Genomic DNA, 20,768 nt, shown 5'->3' with positions numbered 1-20,768 from the left:
AACAACACGAAAAGACGCGGTAAATACCTCCCTGTAGGCTCCTCTGTGGCATCCCTGCCACAGACGCTTTTCTTAGTTGTTGCCAATCTCGCAAGGAAATTCCGAGGCAGTATTGCCGAAAACCTAAGAGCATTTATCCAGCAGATACACCAGATGCTGATACTCAATACCGCTGTGGCGCGATAAGCCAATTTCGCAGGTACGGCTGGTTGACACCCCATGGGCACAGCCACTGACCTGCTGTTTTAAGCCAGACAACGCCGAGGCATTTAACTCTGGCAATACAAAGCCTTTATCACCGGCAAAACCACAACAACTGATTCCTTCCGGGATCACCACATTACTGCTGCAAGAGCGCAACAATTGTTTGAGTTTATCTGCCTGCCCCAACTGGCTGGCACTACAGGTAATATGCAGCGCTACCGGCTCATTAAGCGGTGTAATATTCAGCTTAGGCAGCACTTTGTCATGCAAAAAATCAACACTGTCGAATATACGCAGCCTGCTATCCAGCTTACCTTGCAGGGTTAAACTGCACGGGCTGGTGTCTGACAAAATAGGAATGTCGCCATTATTACTTACGTTAAGCAGCCATTGCTCCAGCTCTTGCTGCTTTTGTGTTGCTGCAGCAAACTGGCCCTTAGATTGAAACGGCATACCACAGCACTGGCCAGCCAGCCCTTCTGGCATTATCAGCTGATAACCTGCTTTAGCCAGTAAGTGGGCACTTACCTGCTGCAGGCTGCGTTTATCTTTACTATCTGCCTGTGGCGCCATTACCCGGCCAGAACAACTGGCCAGATAGATTACCGGTTTTAATGCAGTATCCGGGATAGCGTTATCTACCTTACTGCGATAATTCGCTGTTGGCATAGCGCTATGCCATAAAGCCCGTAGCGGCAGCAATTTAGCAAATGTGCTGCCCATCGCCAGGCCAACACGGGCCATAGCCGATCCTGCCGTAAAATGCCGGGCAATAAAAGCCGCCAGCCCCTGCCATGAGCGATTACGCTCTGCCCGTAACTGCCGGGTAAGATCGCCGGTATTAATACTCACCGGGCAGGCAGTACTGCACATACCACAAGCGGCACAGGTGTCGTTACCGGCGTACTGATAAGCTTTATTAAGTTCAGCTAACCGCTCCGGCTCATCACCACTGCGCTGTAAACGCGAAATTTCACGCTGCGTAACAATACGCTGGCGTGGCGTTAAAGTAAGCTTGCGTGACGGGCACACCGGCTCACAAAAGCCGCATTCTATACATTTATCTACCAGTGGGTTAGTTGCAGGTAAGGGTTTGAGGTTTTGTAAATGCAGCTGGTTGTTGTAAGTGAGTACTACATCCGGGTTCAGAATATGTTGCGGATCAAGTAACTTTTTAATCCGCCACATCAGATTATAAGCTTCAGTACCCCATTCCAGCTCAACAAAAGGTGCCATATTGCGGCCAGTACCGTGTTCAGCTTTAAGCGAACCGGCAAACTCTACTGCTACCAGTTGCGCGACTTCCTGCATAAAAGCGTCGTAACGTGCTACCTGTGTCGCATCATCAAAGCCCTGGGTAAAAACAAAATGCAGGTTACCCTCTAAGGCATGGCCAAAAATAATGGCTTCATGGTAGTAGTATTTGTCAAACAACTGCTGCAGCCGTGATACACCTTCAGCCAGCTGTTCAACCGGAAAAGTAACATCTTCAATAATCACCGTAGTGCCGGTTTTACGCACCGCCCCTACTGCCGGGAAAGTGCCTTTGCGTATTGCCCATAGCTGGTTGTATACGGTGGGGTCAGTACTAAAATCAACCTGCTGCTCCAGCGTAAAAGCTGCCAGAGCACTGCGCACCTGTGCCAGCTGTTGCTGCAACACGGTGCCATTTACTGCTGTGCTTTCTATCAGCAACGCGCAGGCATTGTCAGACAACCCCTTTACCCATGCAGGCATGCCGGGTTTATGCTCTACCGAGCGCAGGCTGCGCCTGTCCAGCAGCTCTACCGCCGACACCGGCTGCTGCTTTAATAGCGTTACCGCCCGGCAGCAGCTTTCCACCGACGGGAACACCAGCAACGCGCTGGCGCGGTGCGGATAATCCGGTACGGTGTTATACGTTACGGCACTGATAAAACCGAGGCAGCCTTCGGAGCCAACCATTAAATGGGTCAGAATATCGATAGGATCAGCAAATTCAGTTAACGCATTCAGTGAAAAACCGGTGGTATTTTTTAAGCGGTATTTATGGCGAATCCGGGCGCTAAGCTCGGGGTTATCCCGGGTTTGCTCACCCAGTAAAGCCAGCTCGGCTAAAAGTTTGGCATGGCTGTGGCGAAACGCCGCTACGCTTTGCGCATCTTCGGTATCCAATACTGTGCCGTCAAACAATACCAGCCGCATTGCCGAAAGAGTATTAAAGCTGTTGTGTGCAGTGCCGCAGCACATGCCACTGGCGTTATTCGCTACTATACCGCCAATTTTGCAGCTGTTAATCGACGCCGGATCAGGGCCGATTTTGCGCTGAAACTTTGTTAGTACACTGTTAGCCGCCGCGCCAATCACACCCGGTTGCAACCGTATTTGCTCACCTAAACCACGTACTTCACGCTGCTGCCAGTTTTCGCCCAGCACCAGCAGCACAGAGTCAGTTACCGCCTGGCCGGATAAACTGGTGCCCGCAGCACGAAAGGTAAGCGCAACCTTAAAGTCGTTTGCCAGTTTTAGCAGCGCTACCACTTCAGCTTCGCTTTCAATGCGCAGCACTAACTTGGGCAGCATACGGTAAAAGCTGGCGTCAGTACCAAAAGCAAGCGTAGCGATAGGGTCGTCAAAATAACGTTCAGCCGGAATAAGCTGTTTAACGGCCTGAATAAACTGCGGTTGCATGCAAACCTCTGGCGATAACTCACTCAAATCAGATTAACCGATAATACGGTATTCGTGCGCAGCTTGCATAATTTTTTTATTATAAAAATAAAATCATGAATAAATTATTCACAGGCCATTTTGTCTTGTGCATACTCGGCCAGAAACTCTGCCGCCACGCTTTGATACCAGCCATAACCACGCTGGCGCTCCAGCGATACCCGGCTAACATCGTTGTACGTTTTGCCATCGCGGTCAAAAAATACCGGCTGGCCTGTTTTTAAATCATAAAACCGTGCCCACACTACACTGCCGGGGCTGTCTATTAATGCCAACCGGCCATCAGCGTCGCGGTAACGCGCTTTATCGTTGATTTGTTTTTCTCTAAACCAGTTGGCAGCACCCGCCAGGCTTTGTGCTACGCCGGGGTAGTCCGGCGCGTAACGTAGCAGCAACTGCAGAATTTTGGCACTTTCACTGCTAACCAGTGACGCCAGCTCATAGCTGCGGGCCATTACCGGCTCACCGGTTAACGGATGGTGCTGCGCGCCCCACACCGTGCGTTTGCCATTCATCATTACCTGACTAGCCAGCAGCCAGTCCACTGCGCGATAAAAAGCGGCTGCGGCGTCTGTTTTTGTGCTGTTGGCCAACATAGCAAAGCGCGGCTCATTGGCTACCTGCCACAACAGTTGCATCAGTTGATACAGGGCGTGGTCATTCAGCGTTATGGCATCATGATAACTGCCACGCAGCGGGTAAGATTGCGGGAAACCGCCATTGGGGTATTGCGCACTCAGCACCAGCGTAATACCCCGTTCTATGGCCTGAGCAATATCCTGTTGCAGTTGTGGTGTTGCTTGCGGGTAAAAATCGGCCAGCCACTGTAATTGTGTACTGGTGGCGTCATTATCAAAGGTTGGTACGTAATTGGGTTCCGAGCCAAACTGCTGGCCGGTTTGCCTGGCAATACGCATATCGGTGCGCTTACTCCAGCCACCGGACGGTGTTTGAAAGCTTAGCACGGCTTGCGCTTCTGCCGCGCTACTAATGCCGGTTAAACCAAACTCATTGTGCTTTAATGCCGCGGCTGCCGGCCTGCCCTGCTGTTCAGCCGCCAGCACCGCGGCATCCTGCTGTAGCAGTTGTGCAGAATCTGTCAGATACTGCTGCCACTGTGCAGTGAGCTGCTGCCCCTGCCAGTAATTGGCATTGGCAGCTAAAGGCAGTAATAACCCCGCTGCCAGCAGTAACCAGCGTAGCTTGTATAACATCAGAACAAAAAGTCCGTTGATAAAAAGTGCGAGCTGCGCGCTTTTACCATCTGTTTAACAAAGTGGATATCTGCTTGCTGATATTTGGCGGCTACCAGGGTAGGCGTTGAGAACTGCCGTAATGCATCTACCACCGACAGCGTACCTTCGGCAGAGTCTTTGCGGCCGTTAAACGGAAAGCTATCCGGCCCGCGCTGACACTGGCTGTTGATATTAATGCGGCCAACCTGGTTAGCAAAAATATCGACCAGTTCACCCACTTGCTGTGGGTTCTGGCCAAAAATACTCAGCTGCTGGCCAAAGTTAGAGTTAACAACATAATCAATCACTTCGTTAATATCGTTATAGGGCACCACCGGAACCAACGGGCCGAACTGCTCTTCATTGTACAGCCGCATATTGCTGTTTACCGGATATAACAGCGCCGGGGTAAACAAAGAGGCTACCGTTTCGCCACCGCCGGGGTTTTGCAGCTTAGCGCCTTTACTTAGCGCATCTTCTAACAGCTCTGCCAGAAACTGCGTTTTACCCGGCTCAGGCAACGGCGTTATCGCCACGCCACTTTGCCAAGGCATACCGGCTTTTAGCGCGCTAATAGCTGTTGCTAACTTGTCTACCAGTTCAGCAGCGCGGCTTTGATGCACAAACAGAATTTTCAGCGCGGTACAGCGCTGGCCGTTAAACGACAAACTACCGGCTACGCATTCCTTCACCGTGCGGTCCATCTCGGCATCGGGCAGAATAATGGCCGGGTTTTTCGCATCCAGCCCCAACACAGCCCGCAGCCGGTGCGGCTTGGGGTGCATACGTTTTAAGTCACTGGCGCCTTTATTTGTACCGATAAAAGCAAACAGGTCTATTTTGCCGCTTTCCATCAACACGCCAACGGTTTCACGGCCACGGCCGTAAATAATGTTAATGACACCTGGCGGAAAGCTTTGCAAAAACGCCTGCAGCAGTGGCTGAATAAGCAATACGCCGTATTTTGCCGGTTTAAAGATCACGGTGTTACCCATGATCAGCGCAGGAATAAGCGTGGTAAAGGTTTCATTTAGCGGATAATTAAACGGCCCCATACACAGCGCGACGCCCACCGGTACCCGGCGGATTTTACCCAGGCTACCCTGCTCAATAATAAAGTGGCTGGCGTCTCTGTCTTGCTGTTTTAACGCTTCGATAGTATCGCGGATATAGTCACAGGTGCGGTCGAATTCTTTCGCCGCATCCGGGTAGGTTTTGCCGATTTCCCACATTAGCAGACGGATAACTTCGTCGCGCTGCAATTGCATTAAGCCAAGGAATTTCTCTACATGCTGAATACGTTCCAGCACTGCCATAGTAGGCCAGGCGCCACGGCCTAAGTCGTAGGCTTTTACGGCACTGTCTAGGGCTTTAAGCGCAGTTTCACCATCTAATAATGGCGTATGGCCCAGCACTACTTGCTGTAAGCTATCGCTATTTCGTACATAAATTGGACTTACCACCGGGCTAAGCTCGCCCTGCCACTGCACCAACTCGCCGTTTAACAAATACTCGCGTTGGGTTATTTCTGCTTTATGGGCAAACTCTGCCGGTATATCAGCCGCTTGCGGAAAAACTGTTGCTAAACTCATGCCTTGCTCCTTCTAACAAAAATTGACTTGGTTGTTAGTCAGGGTCAGATGCGACGCTTGCCCGGCTTGGGCCGGATCTTGTTTTTTTCTGAATTCTTGTGCTGTTAACTGTTTCCGGTTACAACACCCGATGTACTGCGGTAGTGATGCCGGAAAAAACTAAGCAGACCGTCTCCCGCATGGATGCGGGAGAGGAGACCCCACGGATGGGTTTACAGCGTGTCTGCGTGTTTTATTGCGGCGTCACCAACCACCGATACCGGCTAAATACTCACTTCACAAACACAGAAGGCCGGTTTTGCGCCCAAAAGCCGTTAAAGTGATCCTTGCCGACAATAGCGCCGGTATGCTCCACCACAAACCCCGCTAAGCGGGCAGCAAACTTCACTGCATGCTGCGGTGCAATGCCGCCTAAACGCGCAGCCAGGTAACCGCCGTTAAACGAATCGCCTGCTGCTGTGGTATCTACCACTTTTTTCACCGGGTGCGCCAACGCAGTAAAACCCTGCTGTTGATAACGGCCGTTAATACCATTTTTGCCATCTTTAACAATAATTTCCGCTACACCCAGCTCCGTCAGCTGCGCAACCACATCATTAGTAGTTTGTGCATCAAACAGCACCCGATGGTCGTCCAGGCCTGGCAGCGCCATATCAGCCAGGCTGTAAGCCTGAATAAAGGCCGCTTTGGCCGCTTCAGCATTAGGCCACAGCGCAGGGCGGTAATTCGGGTCAAAGATTATCTGGCTGCCATCGGCTTTTAACCGGCTGACCAGCTCGAATAACTGTGCTCTGTCGGCATCGGATAAAATCGCCAGCGTAATGCCGGAGAAATAAAACATATCGCAGCTTTTAATGGCATCGTAGTTTAATTGGGCATTAAAGCACTGCAACACCTGCTTTGCTGCCGAGCTGTCGCGCCAGTACACAAAGCTGCGCTCGCCAAAAGCATCGGTATTAATCATATACAGGCCTGGCCGGGCGGTTTTAGTACGCAGCATCAGACTGGTGTCTATTTTCTCCCGCTCTACGGCCCGCACCAGCTTGTCACTGATAAGATCGGTACCTACTGCAGTAAAAAACTGTACATCTACCGGGTTTTCGCAGGTGCGCTTTAAATACACCGCGGTATTAAACACATCACCGGCAAAATTCTGGTGATACACATTGTCGACCAGCTGATACAGCTCGACCATGCACTCACCCATAATGACAATACGTTTGCTCATGCCTTGCTCCTTAAGCTGCGGCTTTAATCTGTTTGGCTATTGCAGTTGCCTCAGCAGCCAAAGCGGTGATCTGGCTCCACTGCTGCGCTTTTACCAGATTAGCCGGGGTTAACCAGGAGCCACCTACTACAAACACATTTTTCTGCGCCAAAAACTCGGCCAGATTATGCTGACCAATGCCGCCGGTGGGGCAAAATTTTACTTGCTGGAATACACCGCTAAGCGCCTTTAGCATTTCAATACCGCCGGATAAATGCGCCGGGAAAAACTTAACCTCGCGTAAACCATATTCGTACGCCATAGCAATTTCCGATGGTGTAGCTACGCCGGGCGCCAATGGCAGGCCGGTATCGATCATTGCTTCCAAAAGCTTCGGCGTGCTGGCCGGGCTAACCAGAAACTGCGCGCCGGCATCTTTACAGGCGTTGGCATCAGCTGCCGACAATATAGTACCGGCGCCAACCAATAAATCTGGTAACGCAGTGCGGATAGCAGTAATAGCGGCTAAGGCCTGCCGGGTGCGCAGTACCACTTCAACCGAGCCTACGCCGCCATCCTGCAATGCTTTCGCAATCAATACCGCTTCATGCGGTGTCTCGGCCTGAATAATGGGTAATAATGCCGGCCCCTTGACCAATGATGATAATAACGGCGGTAAAGACGACATTAAACAACTCCTGTAAAAGCTTCCAGCGCAGTGGCTGGGCGGGATACTAATTGCTGATAGGCAGTATGCACTGCACTAAAGAATGTTTTGTTTAAACTTAGCTGCGCCGGAAACACCGCATCAACAGCTAAAAACAGTGCTATGTCGGTATCGGCATTACCGCTGCACTGCGCCGCAACGGCCAGTAGCTGCTCTGCCAGTGGGTCAACCAGTTTTTCGTTATCGTTGTAACGTTTAACAATAAAACGACACCAGGCAGCAATAGCAAAGGCCAGTTTTGCAATAGGTTTACCGGCAGCTAAGTTATCACTGATGGCTGGCAGTATGCGCATGGGTAGCTTTTGTGAGCCATCCCAGGCAATTTGCGCCAGCAAGTGGCGGATGGCCGGGTTACGAAACCGCGCTAATATATCCTCACTGTACTGGTTAATATCCAACTCGGCCGGGGCTTTGAACGACGGCATAATTTCAGCAGTGATCATTTGCTGAATAAACTGCGTTAGCACCTTATCCTGCATGGCATCAAATACGGTTTCATAGCCCAGCAAGCAGCCTACATAGGCCAGTGTAGAATGCGGCGCGTTGAGTAAACGCAGTTTGGCTTTTTCAAAGGCAGTAACATCCTGGGCGTAGATCACCCCGGCTTGCTGCCAGGCTGGCCGGTCGGCCGGTAAAATATCTTCAATAACCCACTGCACAAAAGCTTCGCGCTTAATAGGCCAGTTATCCTGTACGCCCAATACTCCTGCAACCTGAGCTTTAATAGCGTCGTCGGTGGCCGGGGTAATGCTGTCTACCATAGTGCAGGGGCTGATCAGTTGCTGGCTGAGCCAGTTGGCGATAGTCGGGTCTTTTTGCCCGGCAAAAGCGATTAAGGCATTACGCAGCTTATGGCCGTTGTCGGTAAGGTTGTCGCAGCTAATAACACAAAACGGAGCAATATTAGCCTGATAACGCACCGCCAGTGCGGTAAACAGCAAGCCAATGGCAGTTATCGGTTGGCTATTGCCGGTTAAGTCCTGCTGAATCTGGCTGTGGCTTAAATCCAGCTTGCCGCTACCATTTAGGCAGTAGCCTTTTTCGGTAATCGTCATGGTAACGTATTTGGTGCTGGCAGCCGTTAAGCGCGCTAATACCTGGTTATACTGCTCGCTGGCGATCAGTACTTCCTGCACCGAACCGATAACCTGATAGCTTTGTACGGCATCCAGCACGGCCAGGGTATACAAACCATCTTGCGGTGATAATGCCTGGCTGACATCAGGTGATCGCATTGATACGGCGCTGATGGCCCAATCGCCGCCAAATTGCAGCGCCTGTTCGGTGTACCAGGCCTGATGGCCGCGGAAAAACGCACCTGGGCCTAAATGCACGATGCCGATTTGCGGCTTTTGCTCTGCCAGCCGGTAGGCCGGTATTGGCAGCTTGCCGTTTAAGCTCGCCAGAGTCTGATTGTTTAATTGTGTCATCAGTTTTTTGCCATTTGGTTTAGGCTCCGCGGTCAGGCAACACACCAAGACTCGTTCATATGCGGCTTCACTCAGTAACAGCACACAAAGACGCCGTGAACCCGTCCCTGGGGGCTCCTCTGCCGCATCCATGCGGCAGACGCTTTGTTTAGCTATTACTGAGCTTCGCGGTGAAGTCCGTGTGTTGCTCACAAAGCAATTTACTTTAGTTGATACGCTTTCTTTACCAGGCCATAAGTCAGCTCATAGGCTAACTCACCGGCTTCTTCTTCCGTTAAGCGGTGCTCGGCCACTAAACCTGCCAAAAAGCGGCAGTCTATGCGCCTTGCTACGTCATGCCGTGCCGGTATTGATAAAAACGCCCGCGTATCGTCATTAAAACCTACAGTGTTATAAAAACCGGCGGTTTCGGTTACCTGATGGCGAAAACGCAGCATGCCTTCCGGGCTGTCGTGGAACCACCAGGCCGGGCCGAGTTTTAACGCCGGATAATGGCCTGCCAGTGGCGCCAGTTCACGGGCGTAGGTGGTTTCATCCAGCGTAAACAAAATAATGTTTAAACTGGCTTCGTTGCCGTATTTTTGCAGCAGTGGTTTTAATGCCTGCACGTATTCGGTCGGGCTTGGAATATCTGCGCCTTTATCGGCACCAAAACGCTCAAAAATCACTTTGTTATGGTTACGGTGCGCACCGGGGTGAATTTGCATCGTCATGCCATCTTCCAGGCTCATACCGGCCATTTCTGTCAGCATTTGGCCGCGGAACAGCTCGGTTTCTGCCGGTGTGGCTTTGCCACTTAAACAGCGCTGGAATAATGCTGCAGCATCTTTCATGGCTAAATCGGCGGTAATAGCGGTTGGATGGCCGTGATCGGTGGCGGTAGCGCCATGCTCACGAAACACCTTACGGCGCTTGCGTAGTGCTGCCAGATAGCCTTGCCAGCTTTTCGTGTCTTCGCCGGTAATTTCGCCTAATTTGGCCACGTTAGCAGCGAAATCGGCGCGGTCGGCATCTACCACATCGTCGGGTCGAAAGGTGGTAATAACACGGGTTTCAAAACCGCTGCCTTTTAGTTTGGCATGATGTTTTAAGTCGTTTAATGCGCCTTCGGTGGTAGCGATTAGCTCGATATTAAAACGCTCTAACAACGCACGTGGCTTAAACTCAGGTTTTGCCAGTTGGGCGTTAATGCTGTCGTAGTAGTGATCTGCGGTTTCTTCACACAGGGTTTCGGTTAAGCCGAATACGTCGTGAAATACCGTGTCGAGCCAGATGCGCGACGGTGTGCCGCGAAACAGGTAATAATGTTTGGCAAAAATATGGAAAATTTTGCGGTAATCGCTTTCCACCACGGCGCCATCTTTACGGCGGATGCCCAGCTCTTCCAGCTTAATACCCTGGCTGTACAGCATGCGAAACACATAGTGATCCGGCAGCAACAATAAAGCTGTAGCATTATCCCAGTTGGCGTCTTCCGCAAACCAGCGCGGATCGGTATGGCCGTGCGGGCTAACGATAGGCAAGTCTTTAATTTGCTGATATAAACGCCGGGCGATATCGCGCACCACCGGATCTGACGGAAATAAGCGGTCCGGGTGCAGTTCTAAGCGACGACTCTGTGCCATGTTCAAGTCCTGTTATTAAAAGTGTTTAAATTCAATATTTTATTAATTTCACGCATCAGAGCGTCACGCCGTTTTTCCAGATGGCAATTTCACGGTTGTCTGATTGCTCATTGCGCGTAGCTTTGCCTGAGGCAACATCAATCAGATAACGGAAAAAGTCATGGCTGAATTGCCCGGCGTCCTGGCCTTTTTTCAGCAGGCCACCGGCATCAAAATCAATCCACTGCGGCTTGCGTGCAGCCAAAGAGGAGTTCGACGAAATTTTTACTGTCGGTGCCGGAAAGCCCAGCGGTGTGCCCCGGCCGGTGGTAAACAGCAGTAAGGTAGCACCGGCAGCAGTTAACGCGGTAGATGACACCGCATCATTACCCGGCCCTTCAAGTAACGTTAAGCCACTTTGGCTGGCCATATCGCCGTAGCGGATCACCTGGTTTACTACCGCAGAGCCACCTTTTTGAATGGCGCCGAGCGATTTTTCTTCCAGCGTGGTTAAGCCGCCGTCTTTATTACCGGGGCTCGGGTTTTCATACACCGGCTGTTTGTTGTCGATAAAGTACTGCTTAAAATCGTTCACCAGGGTAACAATATCGCCAAACACCTGTTCGTTTTGCGCCCGCGCCATAAACACTTGTTCAGCGCCAAACATTTCCGGTGTCTCAGTCAGTACTACCTTGCCATTAGCTGCTGCCACTAAATCGGCAATGCGCCCCACCAGCGGGTTAGCGGTTAAACCACTTAAACCATCAGAACCACCGCATTTCATACCCATGACTAAATCTGACACGGGGCATGGCGTGCGTTTGTCATCACGCATTTTTGCTACCAGTTCTTCCACTGCAGCCAGCCCCTGCTCTATTTCATCTTCCACCTGCTGGGCATTGAATGAGCGAATGCGGCTGAGATCAACGCCAGGGCTTGCGGCCAGTAACTTGCTTAGCTGATTATTTTCACAGCCTAAACCCATGACCAAAACTCCGCCAGCATTCGGGTGCTGAATAAGCCCGGCCAGTAAGCGACGGGTATGATCTAAATCATCTCCGAGCTGAGAGCAACCAAACGGATGGGTAAAAGCATAAATACCGTCGATATCATCGCCGTACTGTTTACGCGCCTGTTCGGCTACCCGCATGGCCGCGCGGTTAACGCAGCCTACTGTGTTGATGATCCAAAGCTCATTGCGGGTACCCACTTTGCCATTGCTGCGGCGGTAGCCCATAAATTCTGTCGGTAAACCAGCCGGAAACGCTAACGGCTGAGCCTGACAGCCATCATAGCGGTAATTAATCTGGCCGCTTAGTTTTGTTGCCAGGTTATGCGAATGAATATGTTCACCGGCTTTAATATCAGTTGTCGCAGCGCCAATGGCAAAACCGTATTTAATAACACTCTCGCCTTTGGCAATATCAACCAGTGCCACTTTATGTCCGGCCGGTACAGCCTGCTGTGCGGTTAACTGCGCAAAAGGCTCTGGCAACGCCACGCCCTGCGCCAGCGGTTGCAGTGCTACTACTACGTTGTCGCGCGGGTGTACCTGCAACACCTGCAATTGCTCGCCGATATCTGCCGGTGTATCCAGTTTGGTACTGCAACCGGGTTTTTGCTCTGTGCTCATGTTCAGCCTTCCTGCACCTTGTCTAGCGGTGGCAAACTGGGTTTAAAAAAATATCTGACTATAGTGTTTTGCTCGAACCGACTTGCCCACACCAACACGCCGTAAATACGTCCCTGTAGGCTCGATTCCGGCATCCATGCCGTCAACGGTTGGCTTAGGGCAAGTCGATTCTCCCTCTAAGCACCGTAGTACTTCCCGTAAAACTATAGCTGCAGTGCTTCACCATTTAACGTTAGATCGAACTGATCAATCTGCGCCACATTCTCCAGCACGCCTATACTGGCGGTTTGGTTAAACTGCACATGGTGCAAACTAACACCACTAATCGGCGCCCGCTCAAAACCGCGCAGCTCAAAGGCACGCTGCGCTTTTTGTACGCGTAAATTACTGATATGCAAATTCTTCACCTGCGGCAGGTGCGAACCAGCATCACCTTCTTCGTAGAAGAAGTTAATCACGATAGCGTCTTTTACTTCGCCGATATCAATATCGCGGATATAGATATTTTCAATTAAACCGCCGCGTACCGAGTTGGTTTTAATACGAATGCCGCGATCTAAATCCGGGCTGCTCATACGGCAGCGGCGGGCGAAAATATTACGCGCACCACCGGAAATCTCACTGCCCAGTACCACGCCACCGTGGCCGGCACGCATCATACAATCCTGGATCACCACATTTTGTACCGGCGTTGCCAAACGGCGACCATCGTTATTACGGCCAGATTTCAGCGCAATACAATCATCACCGGTATCAAACAAACAGTTTTCAATTAATACCCGGTTGCTGGATTCCGGGTTACAACCGTCTGAATTCGGCCCGTGGCTAACACAATTTACGCCGCGCACTATCACATCTTCTGACAGCACCGGATTAATCAGCCAAAATGGCGAGTTACGAATGGTAACCCCTTCAATCAACACGCGCTTGCAGCGATATGGCTGAATAAACGGTGGTCTTAAGTAGTTTTCGGTAAATATACGCTCTGCTACCGGCACCCCGGCTTCGGCCATATCAAATAATGGTGTACGGGTGTTGGCCTGGTCGGTTTTCGCGTCAAGCTCCCAGGGGGTGTGTTTCCACTTCCCTTTCCACGGCCACCACTGTGTATTACTGCCATTACCTTCGAGAATACCTTCACCGGTTACAGCAATGTTTTCCTGCTCAAAGGCATAAATCAGTGGCGAATAGCCCATTAACTCTACACCTTCCCAACGGGTAAACACCGCAGGCAGGTAACGCTCTGGTTCAGGGTAAAACGATAATACGGCATCTTTTTGCAGGTGCAGGTTAACGTTAGATTTTAAATGCACCGGCCCGGTGTTAAAACGCCCGGCGGGTACCACTACACGGCCACCACCGGCAGCAGCGCAGGCGGCAATGGCGGCTTTGATGGCATCACTGCTATCAATGCCAGCTTTGGCACCAAATTCAGTAATAACAAAATCACGTTTGGCAAAGGTAGTAGGTGCAATAGCAGCAATAATGGCATCGGCTTGCTGCCATAGCACAGCGTCGGCAGCATCACTGGAAGAGGTTGCAACAGCAGACACAGACGAGCAGCCGTTTAATGACCATAAAGATAAGCCGGCACCAGCCAGCCCTAAGGTTTTTAAATGTTGTCGTTTTTGTCTGTCTGTCATTAGTAACCTCTTTTTTGGTGGGCACCGTTATTACAGTTAGCGGCGCCGTTACCTTATTTTCAACTGAAGTAAGTTGGTTGCTGATACTATAATAACCAATTTGCCACCGGTGGCAAGCAAATCGGCAACTTTTTTGCCAGCGGTAGCAAATAAAGTTTGTCTGATTTAAAACCTGAATAAAAACCGCTTAGTCGCTACTACCGGCTACTCTGGCTGTTGACTCACGCACTACCAGAGTGGGTGCCACTTTAGCTGCAACGTTAGAGGCTGCTTTGTCGTTGTTTTCTATTGACATAATCAGCTTGCTGGTAGCCAGTAGCGCCATTTGCCGCACCGGCCTTTTTATCGTGGTTAACGCCGGTATCACCCGCGAGGCCAGCATATTGTCATCAAAGCCAGCTACTGATAACTGCTCTGGCACTTTAATGCCCAGGCTGTGTGCTACCTTTAATACACCGGCAGCCATCTGATCATTATTGGCAAAAATAGCGCTGGGCTTTTCTTCTGCCTGTAGCAACTGCCGCGCACATTCTATGCCGGTTTCGTAAGTATTATTACCTTCAATAATCCAGTCTGGCCGCAGTTTAATACCATAGGCCGATAGCCCGAGCTGAAAGCCCTCCATCCGCTCGGTTGACGATTTATAACGCTGCGGCCCGCTGATAAAAGCAATATGCTCATGCCCCAATTGGGCAAAATAGCGTGCCATTTCAGCAGCAGCGGCTCTGTCGTCTGACACGACTATGTGTTTGGCTTCATCCAGCGCAACCGAGCTTAAACGCACATAAGCACTGCCGGATTCTTTTAGCGCCTGCGCCAGCGTTTCAGATTCTGACACCGGCGGCAATACGATAACGCCATCCAGCTTAGAGCGCTGCATAAAACGCAGGCAGTCCTGCACCAGGGTTTCACTGCGGTAACGGCACGGATGCACTACCAGCTCGTAACCGAGGTTAGAACATACTTCCAGCACACCACGTTGTACATCATCCAGATAAAGCGCATCGGGGTTATCGTAAATAAGGCCGAGCAGGTACGAACGGCTGGACGCCAGCCCCCGCGCCTGAGTATTAGGCGAATATTTTAACTCGCTGATGACCTTTTCTACCCGGGTACGGGTAGTGTCACCGACACTAAGCGAACCGTTAATAACCCGTGATACCGTGCGTTTGGATACACCGGCAATACGGGCAACATCATTTATCGTGGCTTGTTTTTGCATAAGTCTCATCTTATTGACCACGCGCACTGTTAGCGACCAGTTGCGGCCTGTAAGTACAAAGTGCGATATCGATCGCCGTTTGCTTTACGCTGGCGATTAGATCGGTTTGAGCTTTTTTGGCAAACAACACCAGTGGCCCGGTAACACCGACAGCAGCCACTACAGCGCCCTGGCTGTCGCGGATTGGTACCGCCAGACAGCGCACGTCATCATGGTATTCCATATCGTCGCTAGCATAACCGCGTGCCAGTATCCGCTGCAACTCTGTTGTTAGCTCATTTGGCTGCACCAGGCTGTGCGAGGTACGGCGCTTAAACAACCCGGCGTCGGCTAATGCTGTTAACCTGTCAAAATGATGAAACGCCAAAAACACTTTACCGCTGGCAGAGCAGTTAAAATCGGCAATGGTGCCCGGCCTTGCGGCTAAACGTTGTGGATTAGGGCTATCGCATACTTCTACCAGCAAAGCGCCTTTGGCATGTGGTAAGGCCAAATGGCAGCTTAAACCGGTAGTCAGCGCCAGTTGCTGCAACATAGGCAAAGCTTGTTGCTGCAGGCGCTGTGAACTTAATAAACTCAGACCCATTTTGAACAGCTGAGCCCCCACCAGATAGCGCTTGCCGTGTTTTTCCAGCACCTGCTCCTGGCACAGGGTTTGTAATATGCGAAACGCTGTCGTTCGCGGCACCGCTAAACGCTGTTCAAGTTCAGTTAAACTCAGGCCCTGATCCGACTCTGTCACCAGCGACAGAATACGGCAGGCATTGGCCAGATTGGGAATCACGTAGCTTACCATCGGTTAACTCCTGAGTTTAGGATCTGTTGAAAACCAAGTTGGTTAAGAAACAAGCCGGTTAAAAACCAAACTGCTTTGGTAACCACTCACTGATTGCCGGGATATAAGTAACCAGCATCAGCACCACAAACATTGCCAGATACATCGGTAATAACGGCCGCAAAATAGCCTCCAGCTTGGTTTTGGCAATAGCACAGCTAACAAACAGCACGCTGCCTACCGGCGGTGATACCAGGCCAATCGACAGGTTCAACACCATCATAATGCCAAAATGCAGCGGACTCATGCCCAGCTCTACCGCTACCGGCAGGAAAATCGGCGTAAAAATAAGTACTGCCGGGGTCATGTCCATAAAGGCGCCCACCAGCAGTAAAATCAGATTTATCATCAACAGAATTAACAGCGGGTTTTCACTGATCGTCAGCATGCCAGCACTGATGGCTTGTGGAATTTGCTCGTAAGATAAAATCCATGACATAGCTGATGAGGTAGCAATAAGCGCCAGCACAATCGCTGTGGTTTCTGCGGCTTTCATCAAAATGCCTGGTAGTTCAGTGGTTTTAACTTCGCGGTAAAAACCTACGGCTAAAATAAGTGAATACACTACCGCTATAGCGCCAGCCTCAGTAGCCGTAAATACGCCGCTGACAATACCGCCAATCACCAGAAATATCATAAATAAGCTGGGAACAGCCGCAGCTACTTTTTGTACCACCAGCTTTAACGGCAACCGTGCGCCAACCGGGTATCCCTTAATTTTGGCGTAACCGGCACAAACGATCATCAGCGCCAAGCCAAGCAAAATACCCGGTAAATAACCGGCAATAAACAACGCAGCAATAGATACGCCACCGCTGGCAATCGCGTAAACAATTAGAATATTGCTGGGCGGAATAAGCATACCGGTAGTGGCTGCCGCCGCAGTTACAGCCGCACTGTAGTTTACGTCATAGCCCTGCTTTTTCATCTCCGGCAGCATAAAACTACCTATAGCCGAGGTTGCCGCTACGGCAGAACCTGAGATCGCGCCGAAAAACATACAAGACATGACATTAACCAGTGCCAGCCCCCCTGGCAACATACCTACCAGCGCCATAGCACATTCAATAAGCCGTTTAGCAATACCACCACGGCCCATAATCAGCCCCGATAGCACAAAAAACGGAATCGCCAGCAGCGCAAAGCTGTTAATCCCACCCGCCATACGCTGTGCCATGGTAGTAACTGCCGGCATAAAGTCGACACTAAGCAGCATAGTGGCCAGCGTTGCCAGGCCAATACAAAATGATATAGGTACGTTAAGCAGCAACAGGCCGAAAAATACCAGCAGCAAAACCAGAATAGCCATTTCCATTAGTGCATCCCCTCTACTACCGGTACCGGTTTGTTACAAACCATAAAATACAACTGGCAAATACCATAAAAAGCAATCAGCACACCTGACAACGGCACCGCAATATAGATATAAGCCATCTTAATACCCAGCGAGGCAGACATCTGATTCAGCTCCCAGGTTAGCGCTACCAGGTTACCGCCACCCACCACCATAACGACGATGGCAAAAATAACGACCGATGCTGTTAACGCCATGGCCAGCTTATTTTGCAACGCAGCATTAAAGCGGCGGGTAACAATATCCAACCCAAGATGCACACCGGTGCGGTAAGCAAACGCAGCGCCTACCATTCCAATCCAGATCAAAAGGGTACGCGATAATTCTTCTGTCACTGAGCTGGGCGCGTTTAATGCATAGCGCGATACAACCTGCCAACACACCACCAGCACTATGGCGCCCATCAGCCCGGCCAAAAACCATTTAAGTAAGGTGTCAACGAAGTGGATTAACTTAGTCATTTTTTTGCCTCCATTTGCGCGCCGATCTCGGCTATTTGCTGCAGTAAGGGGCCGATATCGGTTTGTTGCAGGCTTTGATGAAACGGCGCTACCGCATCACGAAACGGCTGCTTATCCGGATATATAACCTTTACACCGGCTGCTTCTACAGCGGCCAGAGCTTCATCAGAGGATAGCTGCCAGGCCTCACGCTGATAGACGATTGAGTCATTCGCAGCGCGCTGCAGCCATTCCTGCTGCTGTGGCGTTAAATCCTGCCATACCGGCAGGCTGACAATCAGTACATCCGGTACAGCGGTATGCTCGTCGAGGGTGTAGTATTTGCTTAATTCATAATGGCGCGATAAGTAAAAACTCGGTGGGTTATTTTCTGCGCCATCAACTACGCCCTGCTGCAAAGCGGTATACAGCTCACCCCAATCTACCGGCGTGGCAGCACCACCTAACTCCTCAACCATCCGCACTGCGGTTTGGCTGGCCAGCACGCGGAATTTTTTGCCGCGTAAATCAGCCGGGGTATTAATTTCAGTATTGGTAGAGTAAAAACTGCGGCTTCCGGCGTCATAGTAGCCCAGGCCGCGTAAGCGTGCCGGTTGCAACGCCATCAGCAATTCAGTGCCGGTTTTACCATTTAGCACCTGCCATAAATGGGCATTGTCATTAAAAATATAGGGCACACTAAATACGCGCATTTGCGGTACAAAGCTTTCTACTGAACTGGCCGATACCTTGGTCATTGCCAGGCTGCCAATTTGCAGCAGCTCAACTAATTCGCGTTCATTGCCAAGCTGGCCGCCGCTGTAGATCTCAATCCGCATAGTGCCGTTGGAATAATGCTCAAGCCGCTCGCCCATTAGCACCATGGCTTTGTGTACTACATGTTCCTGATCCAGTGCATGCGCCAACCGTAAAGTGGTGACTTCCTGCTGTGGCTTACAGCCGACCAGCAGAGCAGCCGCAACCAGCAGCAGGCCGCTGGCCCGCCGGGTGAAATTTTTCATAACTCGTCCTACCCTGTTGAGTGGCATATCTGAACGCATGCCTTACTCAGAAACAGCTGCCAGTGGCAGCGTAACACCAACGCTATTTCATAGCGCTGGCAGGAAATTTATCCATATCGTGGTAATCCAGGTTTTCACCGGCCATACCCCAGATAAAGGCATAATTACTGGTGCCGCAACCACTGTGAATAGACCACGCCGGTGACACTACCGCCTGTTCATTCGCTACCCAGATATGCCGGGTTTGCTGTGGCTGGCCCATAAAGTGGCACACACGCTGCTCATCACCGAGGTTAAAATAGAAATACGCTTCCATACGCCGGTCGTGCTGGTGCGCCGGCATGGTGTTCCATACACTGCCGGGTTTCAGCACGGTTAAGCCCATTTGCAACTGACAGGTTTGCACCACATCGTTAATCATCAACTGATGAATAGCGCGCTCGTTTGAGGTTTCCAGCGCGCCCATTTGCAGCACAGTGCAATTATCCATCGTCAGGTGTTTAGTTGGGTACGCATGATGCGCCGGGGCAGAATTCAAATAGAATTTGGCAGGCTTTGTGCTATCTGCACTATGGAAACTCACATCGCGTGCGCCCATACCAACATACAGCGCTTCGGTGTTTTTCAGCTCGTAATCGGTGCCATCTACCGATACTTTGCCGGTACCTCCAACGTTGATAATACCCAACTCGCGGCGTTGCAGAAAAAACTGCGCTTTAAGCGGCTCTGGCGCATCAAGGTTTACCGGTGCGTTTACCGGTACAGCGCTGCCAACAATAACGCGCTCGTAATGGGTGTAACACAGCACCAGCTTGTCGGCCTGCATCAGGTTATCTACCAGAAAATGCTGGCGTAACTCGTCAGTGTCATAGTGTTTTACGTCATCCGGATGTGTCGGGTAACGGCTTTCAAATAAAACAGTCATAAAAACCTCAGTTAAAAATAAATTGTTTAGCGCGCCAGCCAGCCACCATCTACCGCCAGTACATGGCCATTAACATAATTGCTGGCATTTGATGCCAGAAACACCGCAGCACCGGCTAAATCTTCCGGCTCACCCCAGCGTGCTGCCGGAATACGCGCAGTAATAGCAGCATTACGCTCGGTATCGGCCTGCAGCGCTGCAGTGTTGTCGGTACGGAAATAGCCGGGGGCAATGGCATTAACCTGAATATTGTGTTGTGCCCATTCGTTGGCCAGTGCTTTAGTTACACCGGCAATAGCATGTTTACTGGCAGTGTATGCCGGTACGGTAATACCGCCGCTGTACGACAGCATTGAAGCGATATTAATAATTTTACCCTGCTGGCGTTTAATCATCTCAGCGCCTAAACGCTGGCTTAACAAAAAGGCTGCGTCTAAGTTTACGGCAATGACTTTGTGCCACTCGTTCATCGGAAACTGATGCGCCGGGGCGCGGAAGATAGTACCGCCGCAGTTCACCAGAATCTCAACTGTGCCTTGTGCCAGCGCCTGCTGCGCTAATTGTTCTACCTCAGCTTCGTTACTTAAATCCGCAGCTAAACCAATGGCAGTTCCGCCTTGTTCGGTGATCATTGCTACTGTGTCGCGGCTGCCTGCAACAGTTGAACTGGCACATAGCACTCTGGCTCCTGCCTGTGCCAGCGCTACAGCAATAGCCTGGCCCAAACCACGGCTGGCACCGGTAACTAAAGCGGTCTGCCCGGCGAGAGAAAATAATGCTGCCATAATGGCCTCCTGCGTTTAAATAAACTTTGTCATCACGACATTTCGTTCATATATGGAACAAAATTAAAATTCGAAACAACTCTAAAATATCAACTAATCAATCAGTTAAGCCATGTTGGCGAGTTTTACTTACAAATTAGGCTGATTTTATTATCGCCAATAATTGACAGATTTTAGTTGATGGTGTTAGCTTTTTGCCAT

The 20,768-nt window shown here is 50.8% G+C and carries 16 protein-coding genes; all 16 read right to left on the bottom strand.

Annotated features, from left to right (window positions below):
* Positions 1 to 123 precede the first annotated feature (123 nt).
* The 16 genes from M2404_RS06985 to M2404_RS06910 all read right to left on the bottom strand — a co-directional run bounded on the left by M2404_RS06985 (position 124) and on the right by M2404_RS06910 (position 20,567).
* Entirely contained in the window at positions 124 to 2,874 is a 2,751-nt protein-coding gene (locus M2404_RS06985; protein ID WP_259239011.1) for an FAD-binding and (Fe-S)-binding domain-containing protein, read from the bottom strand.
* Positions 2,875 to 2,978: 104 nt separating this feature from the next.
* Positions 2,979 to 4,127 (bottom strand): pectate lyase, encoded by a 1,149-nt coding sequence (gene pelA, locus M2404_RS06980; protein WP_259239010.1) that lies wholly within the window; start codon positions 4,125 to 4,127, stop codon positions 2,979 to 2,981.
* Entirely contained in the window at positions 4,127 to 5,740 is a 1,614-nt protein-coding gene (locus tag M2404_RS06975) for an NADP-dependent glyceraldehyde-3-phosphate dehydrogenase (protein WP_259239009.1), read from the bottom strand. Before M2404_RS06975 ends, pelA begins: the two co-directional genes overlap by 1 nt.
* A gap of 271 nt (positions 5,741 to 6,011) precedes the next feature.
* Complete coding sequence (locus M2404_RS06970) at positions 6,012 to 6,968, bottom strand: sugar kinase (protein WP_259239008.1); 957 nt, start codon at positions 6,966 to 6,968, stop codon at positions 6,012 to 6,014.
* Between the two features lie 10 nt (positions 6,969 to 6,978).
* Entirely contained in the window at positions 6,979 to 7,635 is a 657-nt protein-coding gene (gene eda, locus M2404_RS06965; RefSeq protein ID WP_259239007.1) for a bifunctional 4-hydroxy-2-oxoglutarate aldolase/2-dehydro-3-deoxy-phosphogluconate aldolase, read from the bottom strand.
* The gene (locus tag M2404_RS06960) at positions 7,635 to 9,104 is read right to left on the bottom strand and encodes a mannitol dehydrogenase family protein (protein WP_259239006.1); all 1,470 of its coding nucleotides are present in this window, start codon (positions 9,102 to 9,104) and stop codon (positions 7,635 to 7,637) included. Before M2404_RS06960 ends, eda begins: the two co-directional genes overlap by 1 nt.
* A 200-nt stretch (positions 9,105 to 9,304) precedes the next feature.
* Entirely contained in the window at positions 9,305 to 10,729 is a 1,425-nt protein-coding gene (gene uxaC / locus M2404_RS06955) for a glucuronate isomerase (protein ID WP_259239005.1), read from the bottom strand.
* 55 nt (positions 10,730 to 10,784) lie between these two features.
* On the bottom strand, positions 10,785 to 12,341 hold the full coding sequence (locus M2404_RS06950; RefSeq protein WP_259239004.1) for a UxaA family hydrolase: 1,557 nt from the start codon (positions 12,339 to 12,341) through the stop codon (positions 10,785 to 10,787).
* A gap of 203 nt (positions 12,342 to 12,544) precedes the next feature.
* The gene (locus M2404_RS06945; protein ID WP_259239003.1) at positions 12,545 to 13,984 is read right to left on the bottom strand and encodes a glycoside hydrolase family 28 protein; all 1,440 of its coding nucleotides are present in this window, start codon (positions 13,982 to 13,984) and stop codon (positions 12,545 to 12,547) included.
* A 187-nt stretch (positions 13,985 to 14,171) separates the two neighbouring features.
* The gene (locus tag M2404_RS06940) at positions 14,172 to 15,206 is read right to left on the bottom strand and encodes a LacI family DNA-binding transcriptional regulator (RefSeq protein ID WP_259239002.1); all 1,035 of its coding nucleotides are present in this window, start codon (positions 15,204 to 15,206) and stop codon (positions 14,172 to 14,174) included.
* 10 nt (positions 15,207 to 15,216) lie between these two features.
* On the bottom strand, positions 15,217 to 16,002 hold the full coding sequence (locus tag M2404_RS06935; protein WP_259239001.1) for an IclR family transcriptional regulator: 786 nt from the start codon (positions 16,000 to 16,002) through the stop codon (positions 15,217 to 15,219).
* A 58-nt stretch (positions 16,003 to 16,060) separates the two neighbouring features.
* Positions 16,061 to 17,356, bottom strand: a complete 1,296-nt coding sequence (locus tag M2404_RS06930) for a TRAP transporter large permease (RefSeq protein WP_259239000.1) — start codon at positions 17,354 to 17,356, stop codon at positions 16,061 to 16,063.
* Entirely contained in the window at positions 17,356 to 17,856 is a 501-nt protein-coding gene (locus M2404_RS06925) for a TRAP transporter small permease (protein ID WP_259238999.1), read from the bottom strand. Before M2404_RS06925 ends, M2404_RS06930 begins: the two co-directional genes overlap by 1 nt.
* Positions 17,853 to 18,857 carry a TRAP transporter substrate-binding protein gene (locus tag M2404_RS06920; protein WP_259238998.1) on the bottom strand — a complete coding sequence of 335 codons (1,005 nt, stop codon included), beginning with the start codon at positions 18,855 to 18,857 and terminating at the stop codon, positions 17,853 to 17,855. The genes M2404_RS06925 and M2404_RS06920 overlap by 4 nt, the downstream gene beginning before the upstream one ends.
* 82 nt (positions 18,858 to 18,939) lie before the next feature.
* Positions 18,940 to 19,782, bottom strand: coding sequence for a 5-dehydro-4-deoxy-D-glucuronate isomerase (kduI, locus tag M2404_RS06915; protein ID WP_259238997.1), 843 nt, complete (start codon positions 19,780 to 19,782; stop codon positions 18,940 to 18,942).
* 26 nt (positions 19,783 to 19,808) lie between these two features.
* Complete coding sequence (locus M2404_RS06910) at positions 19,809 to 20,567, bottom strand: SDR family oxidoreductase (RefSeq protein WP_259238996.1); 759 nt, start codon at positions 20,565 to 20,567, stop codon at positions 19,809 to 19,811.
* Positions 20,568 to 20,768 lie beyond the last annotated feature (201 nt).

Origin of the sequence: Rheinheimera pacifica (assembly GCF_024809855.1) — a bacterium.
Taxonomy (GTDB): Bacteria; Pseudomonadota; Gammaproteobacteria; order Enterobacterales; family Alteromonadaceae; genus Alishewanella; species Alishewanella pacifica_A.
The sequence above is the reverse complement of the archived record's forward strand: the minus strand, read 5'-3'. Positions and strand labels throughout refer to the sequence as shown.

Excerpts from the sequence above, each read along its gene's own strand:
- M2404_RS06985 (WP_259239011.1), bottom strand. The coding sequence starts at position 2,874 with ATGCAACCGCAGTTTATTCAGGCCGTTAAACAGCTTATTCCGGCTGAA.
- pelA (WP_259239010.1), bottom strand. The coding sequence starts at position 4,127 with ATGTTATACAAGCTACGCTGGTTACTGCTGGCAGCGGGGTTATTACTG.
- M2404_RS06975 (WP_259239009.1), bottom strand. The coding sequence starts at position 5,740 with ATGAGTTTAGCAACAGTTTTTCCGCAAGCGGCTGATATACCGGCAGAG.
- M2404_RS06970 (WP_259239008.1), bottom strand. The coding sequence starts at position 6,968 with ATGAGCAAACGTATTGTCATTATGGGTGAGTGCATGGTCGAGCTGTAT.
- eda (WP_259239007.1), bottom strand. The coding sequence starts at position 7,635 with ATGTCGTCTTTACCGCCGTTATTATCATCATTGGTCAAGGGGCCGGCA.
- M2404_RS06960 (WP_259239006.1), bottom strand. The coding sequence starts at position 9,104 with ATGACACAATTAAACAATCAGACTCTGGCGAGCTTAAACGGCAAGCTG.
- uxaC (WP_259239005.1), bottom strand. The coding sequence starts at position 10,729 with ATGGCACAGAGTCGTCGCTTAGAACTGCACCCGGACCGCTTATTTCCG.
- M2404_RS06950 (WP_259239004.1), bottom strand. The coding sequence starts at position 12,341 with ATGAGCACAGAGCAAAAACCCGGTTGCAGTACCAAACTGGATACACCG.
- M2404_RS06945 (WP_259239003.1), bottom strand. The coding sequence starts at position 13,984 with ATGACAGACAGACAAAAACGACAACATTTAAAAACCTTAGGGCTGGCT.
- M2404_RS06940 (WP_259239002.1), bottom strand. The coding sequence starts at position 15,206 with ATGCAAAAACAAGCCACGATAAATGATGTTGCCCGTATTGCCGGTGTA.
- M2404_RS06935 (WP_259239001.1), bottom strand. The coding sequence starts at position 16,002 with ATGGTAAGCTACGTGATTCCCAATCTGGCCAATGCCTGCCGTATTCTG.
- M2404_RS06930 (WP_259239000.1), bottom strand. The coding sequence starts at position 17,356 with ATGGAAATGGCTATTCTGGTTTTGCTGCTGGTATTTTTCGGCCTGTTG.
- M2404_RS06925 (WP_259238999.1), bottom strand. The coding sequence starts at position 17,856 with ATGACTAAGTTAATCCACTTCGTTGACACCTTACTTAAATGGTTTTTG.
- M2404_RS06920 (WP_259238998.1), bottom strand. The coding sequence starts at position 18,857 with ATGAAAAATTTCACCCGGCGGGCCAGCGGCCTGCTGCTGGTTGCGGCT.
- kduI (WP_259238997.1), bottom strand. The coding sequence starts at position 19,782 with ATGACTGTTTTATTTGAAAGCCGTTACCCGACACATCCGGATGACGTA.
- M2404_RS06910 (WP_259238996.1), bottom strand. The coding sequence starts at position 20,567 with ATGGCAGCATTATTTTCTCTCGCCGGGCAGACCGCTTTAGTTACCGGT.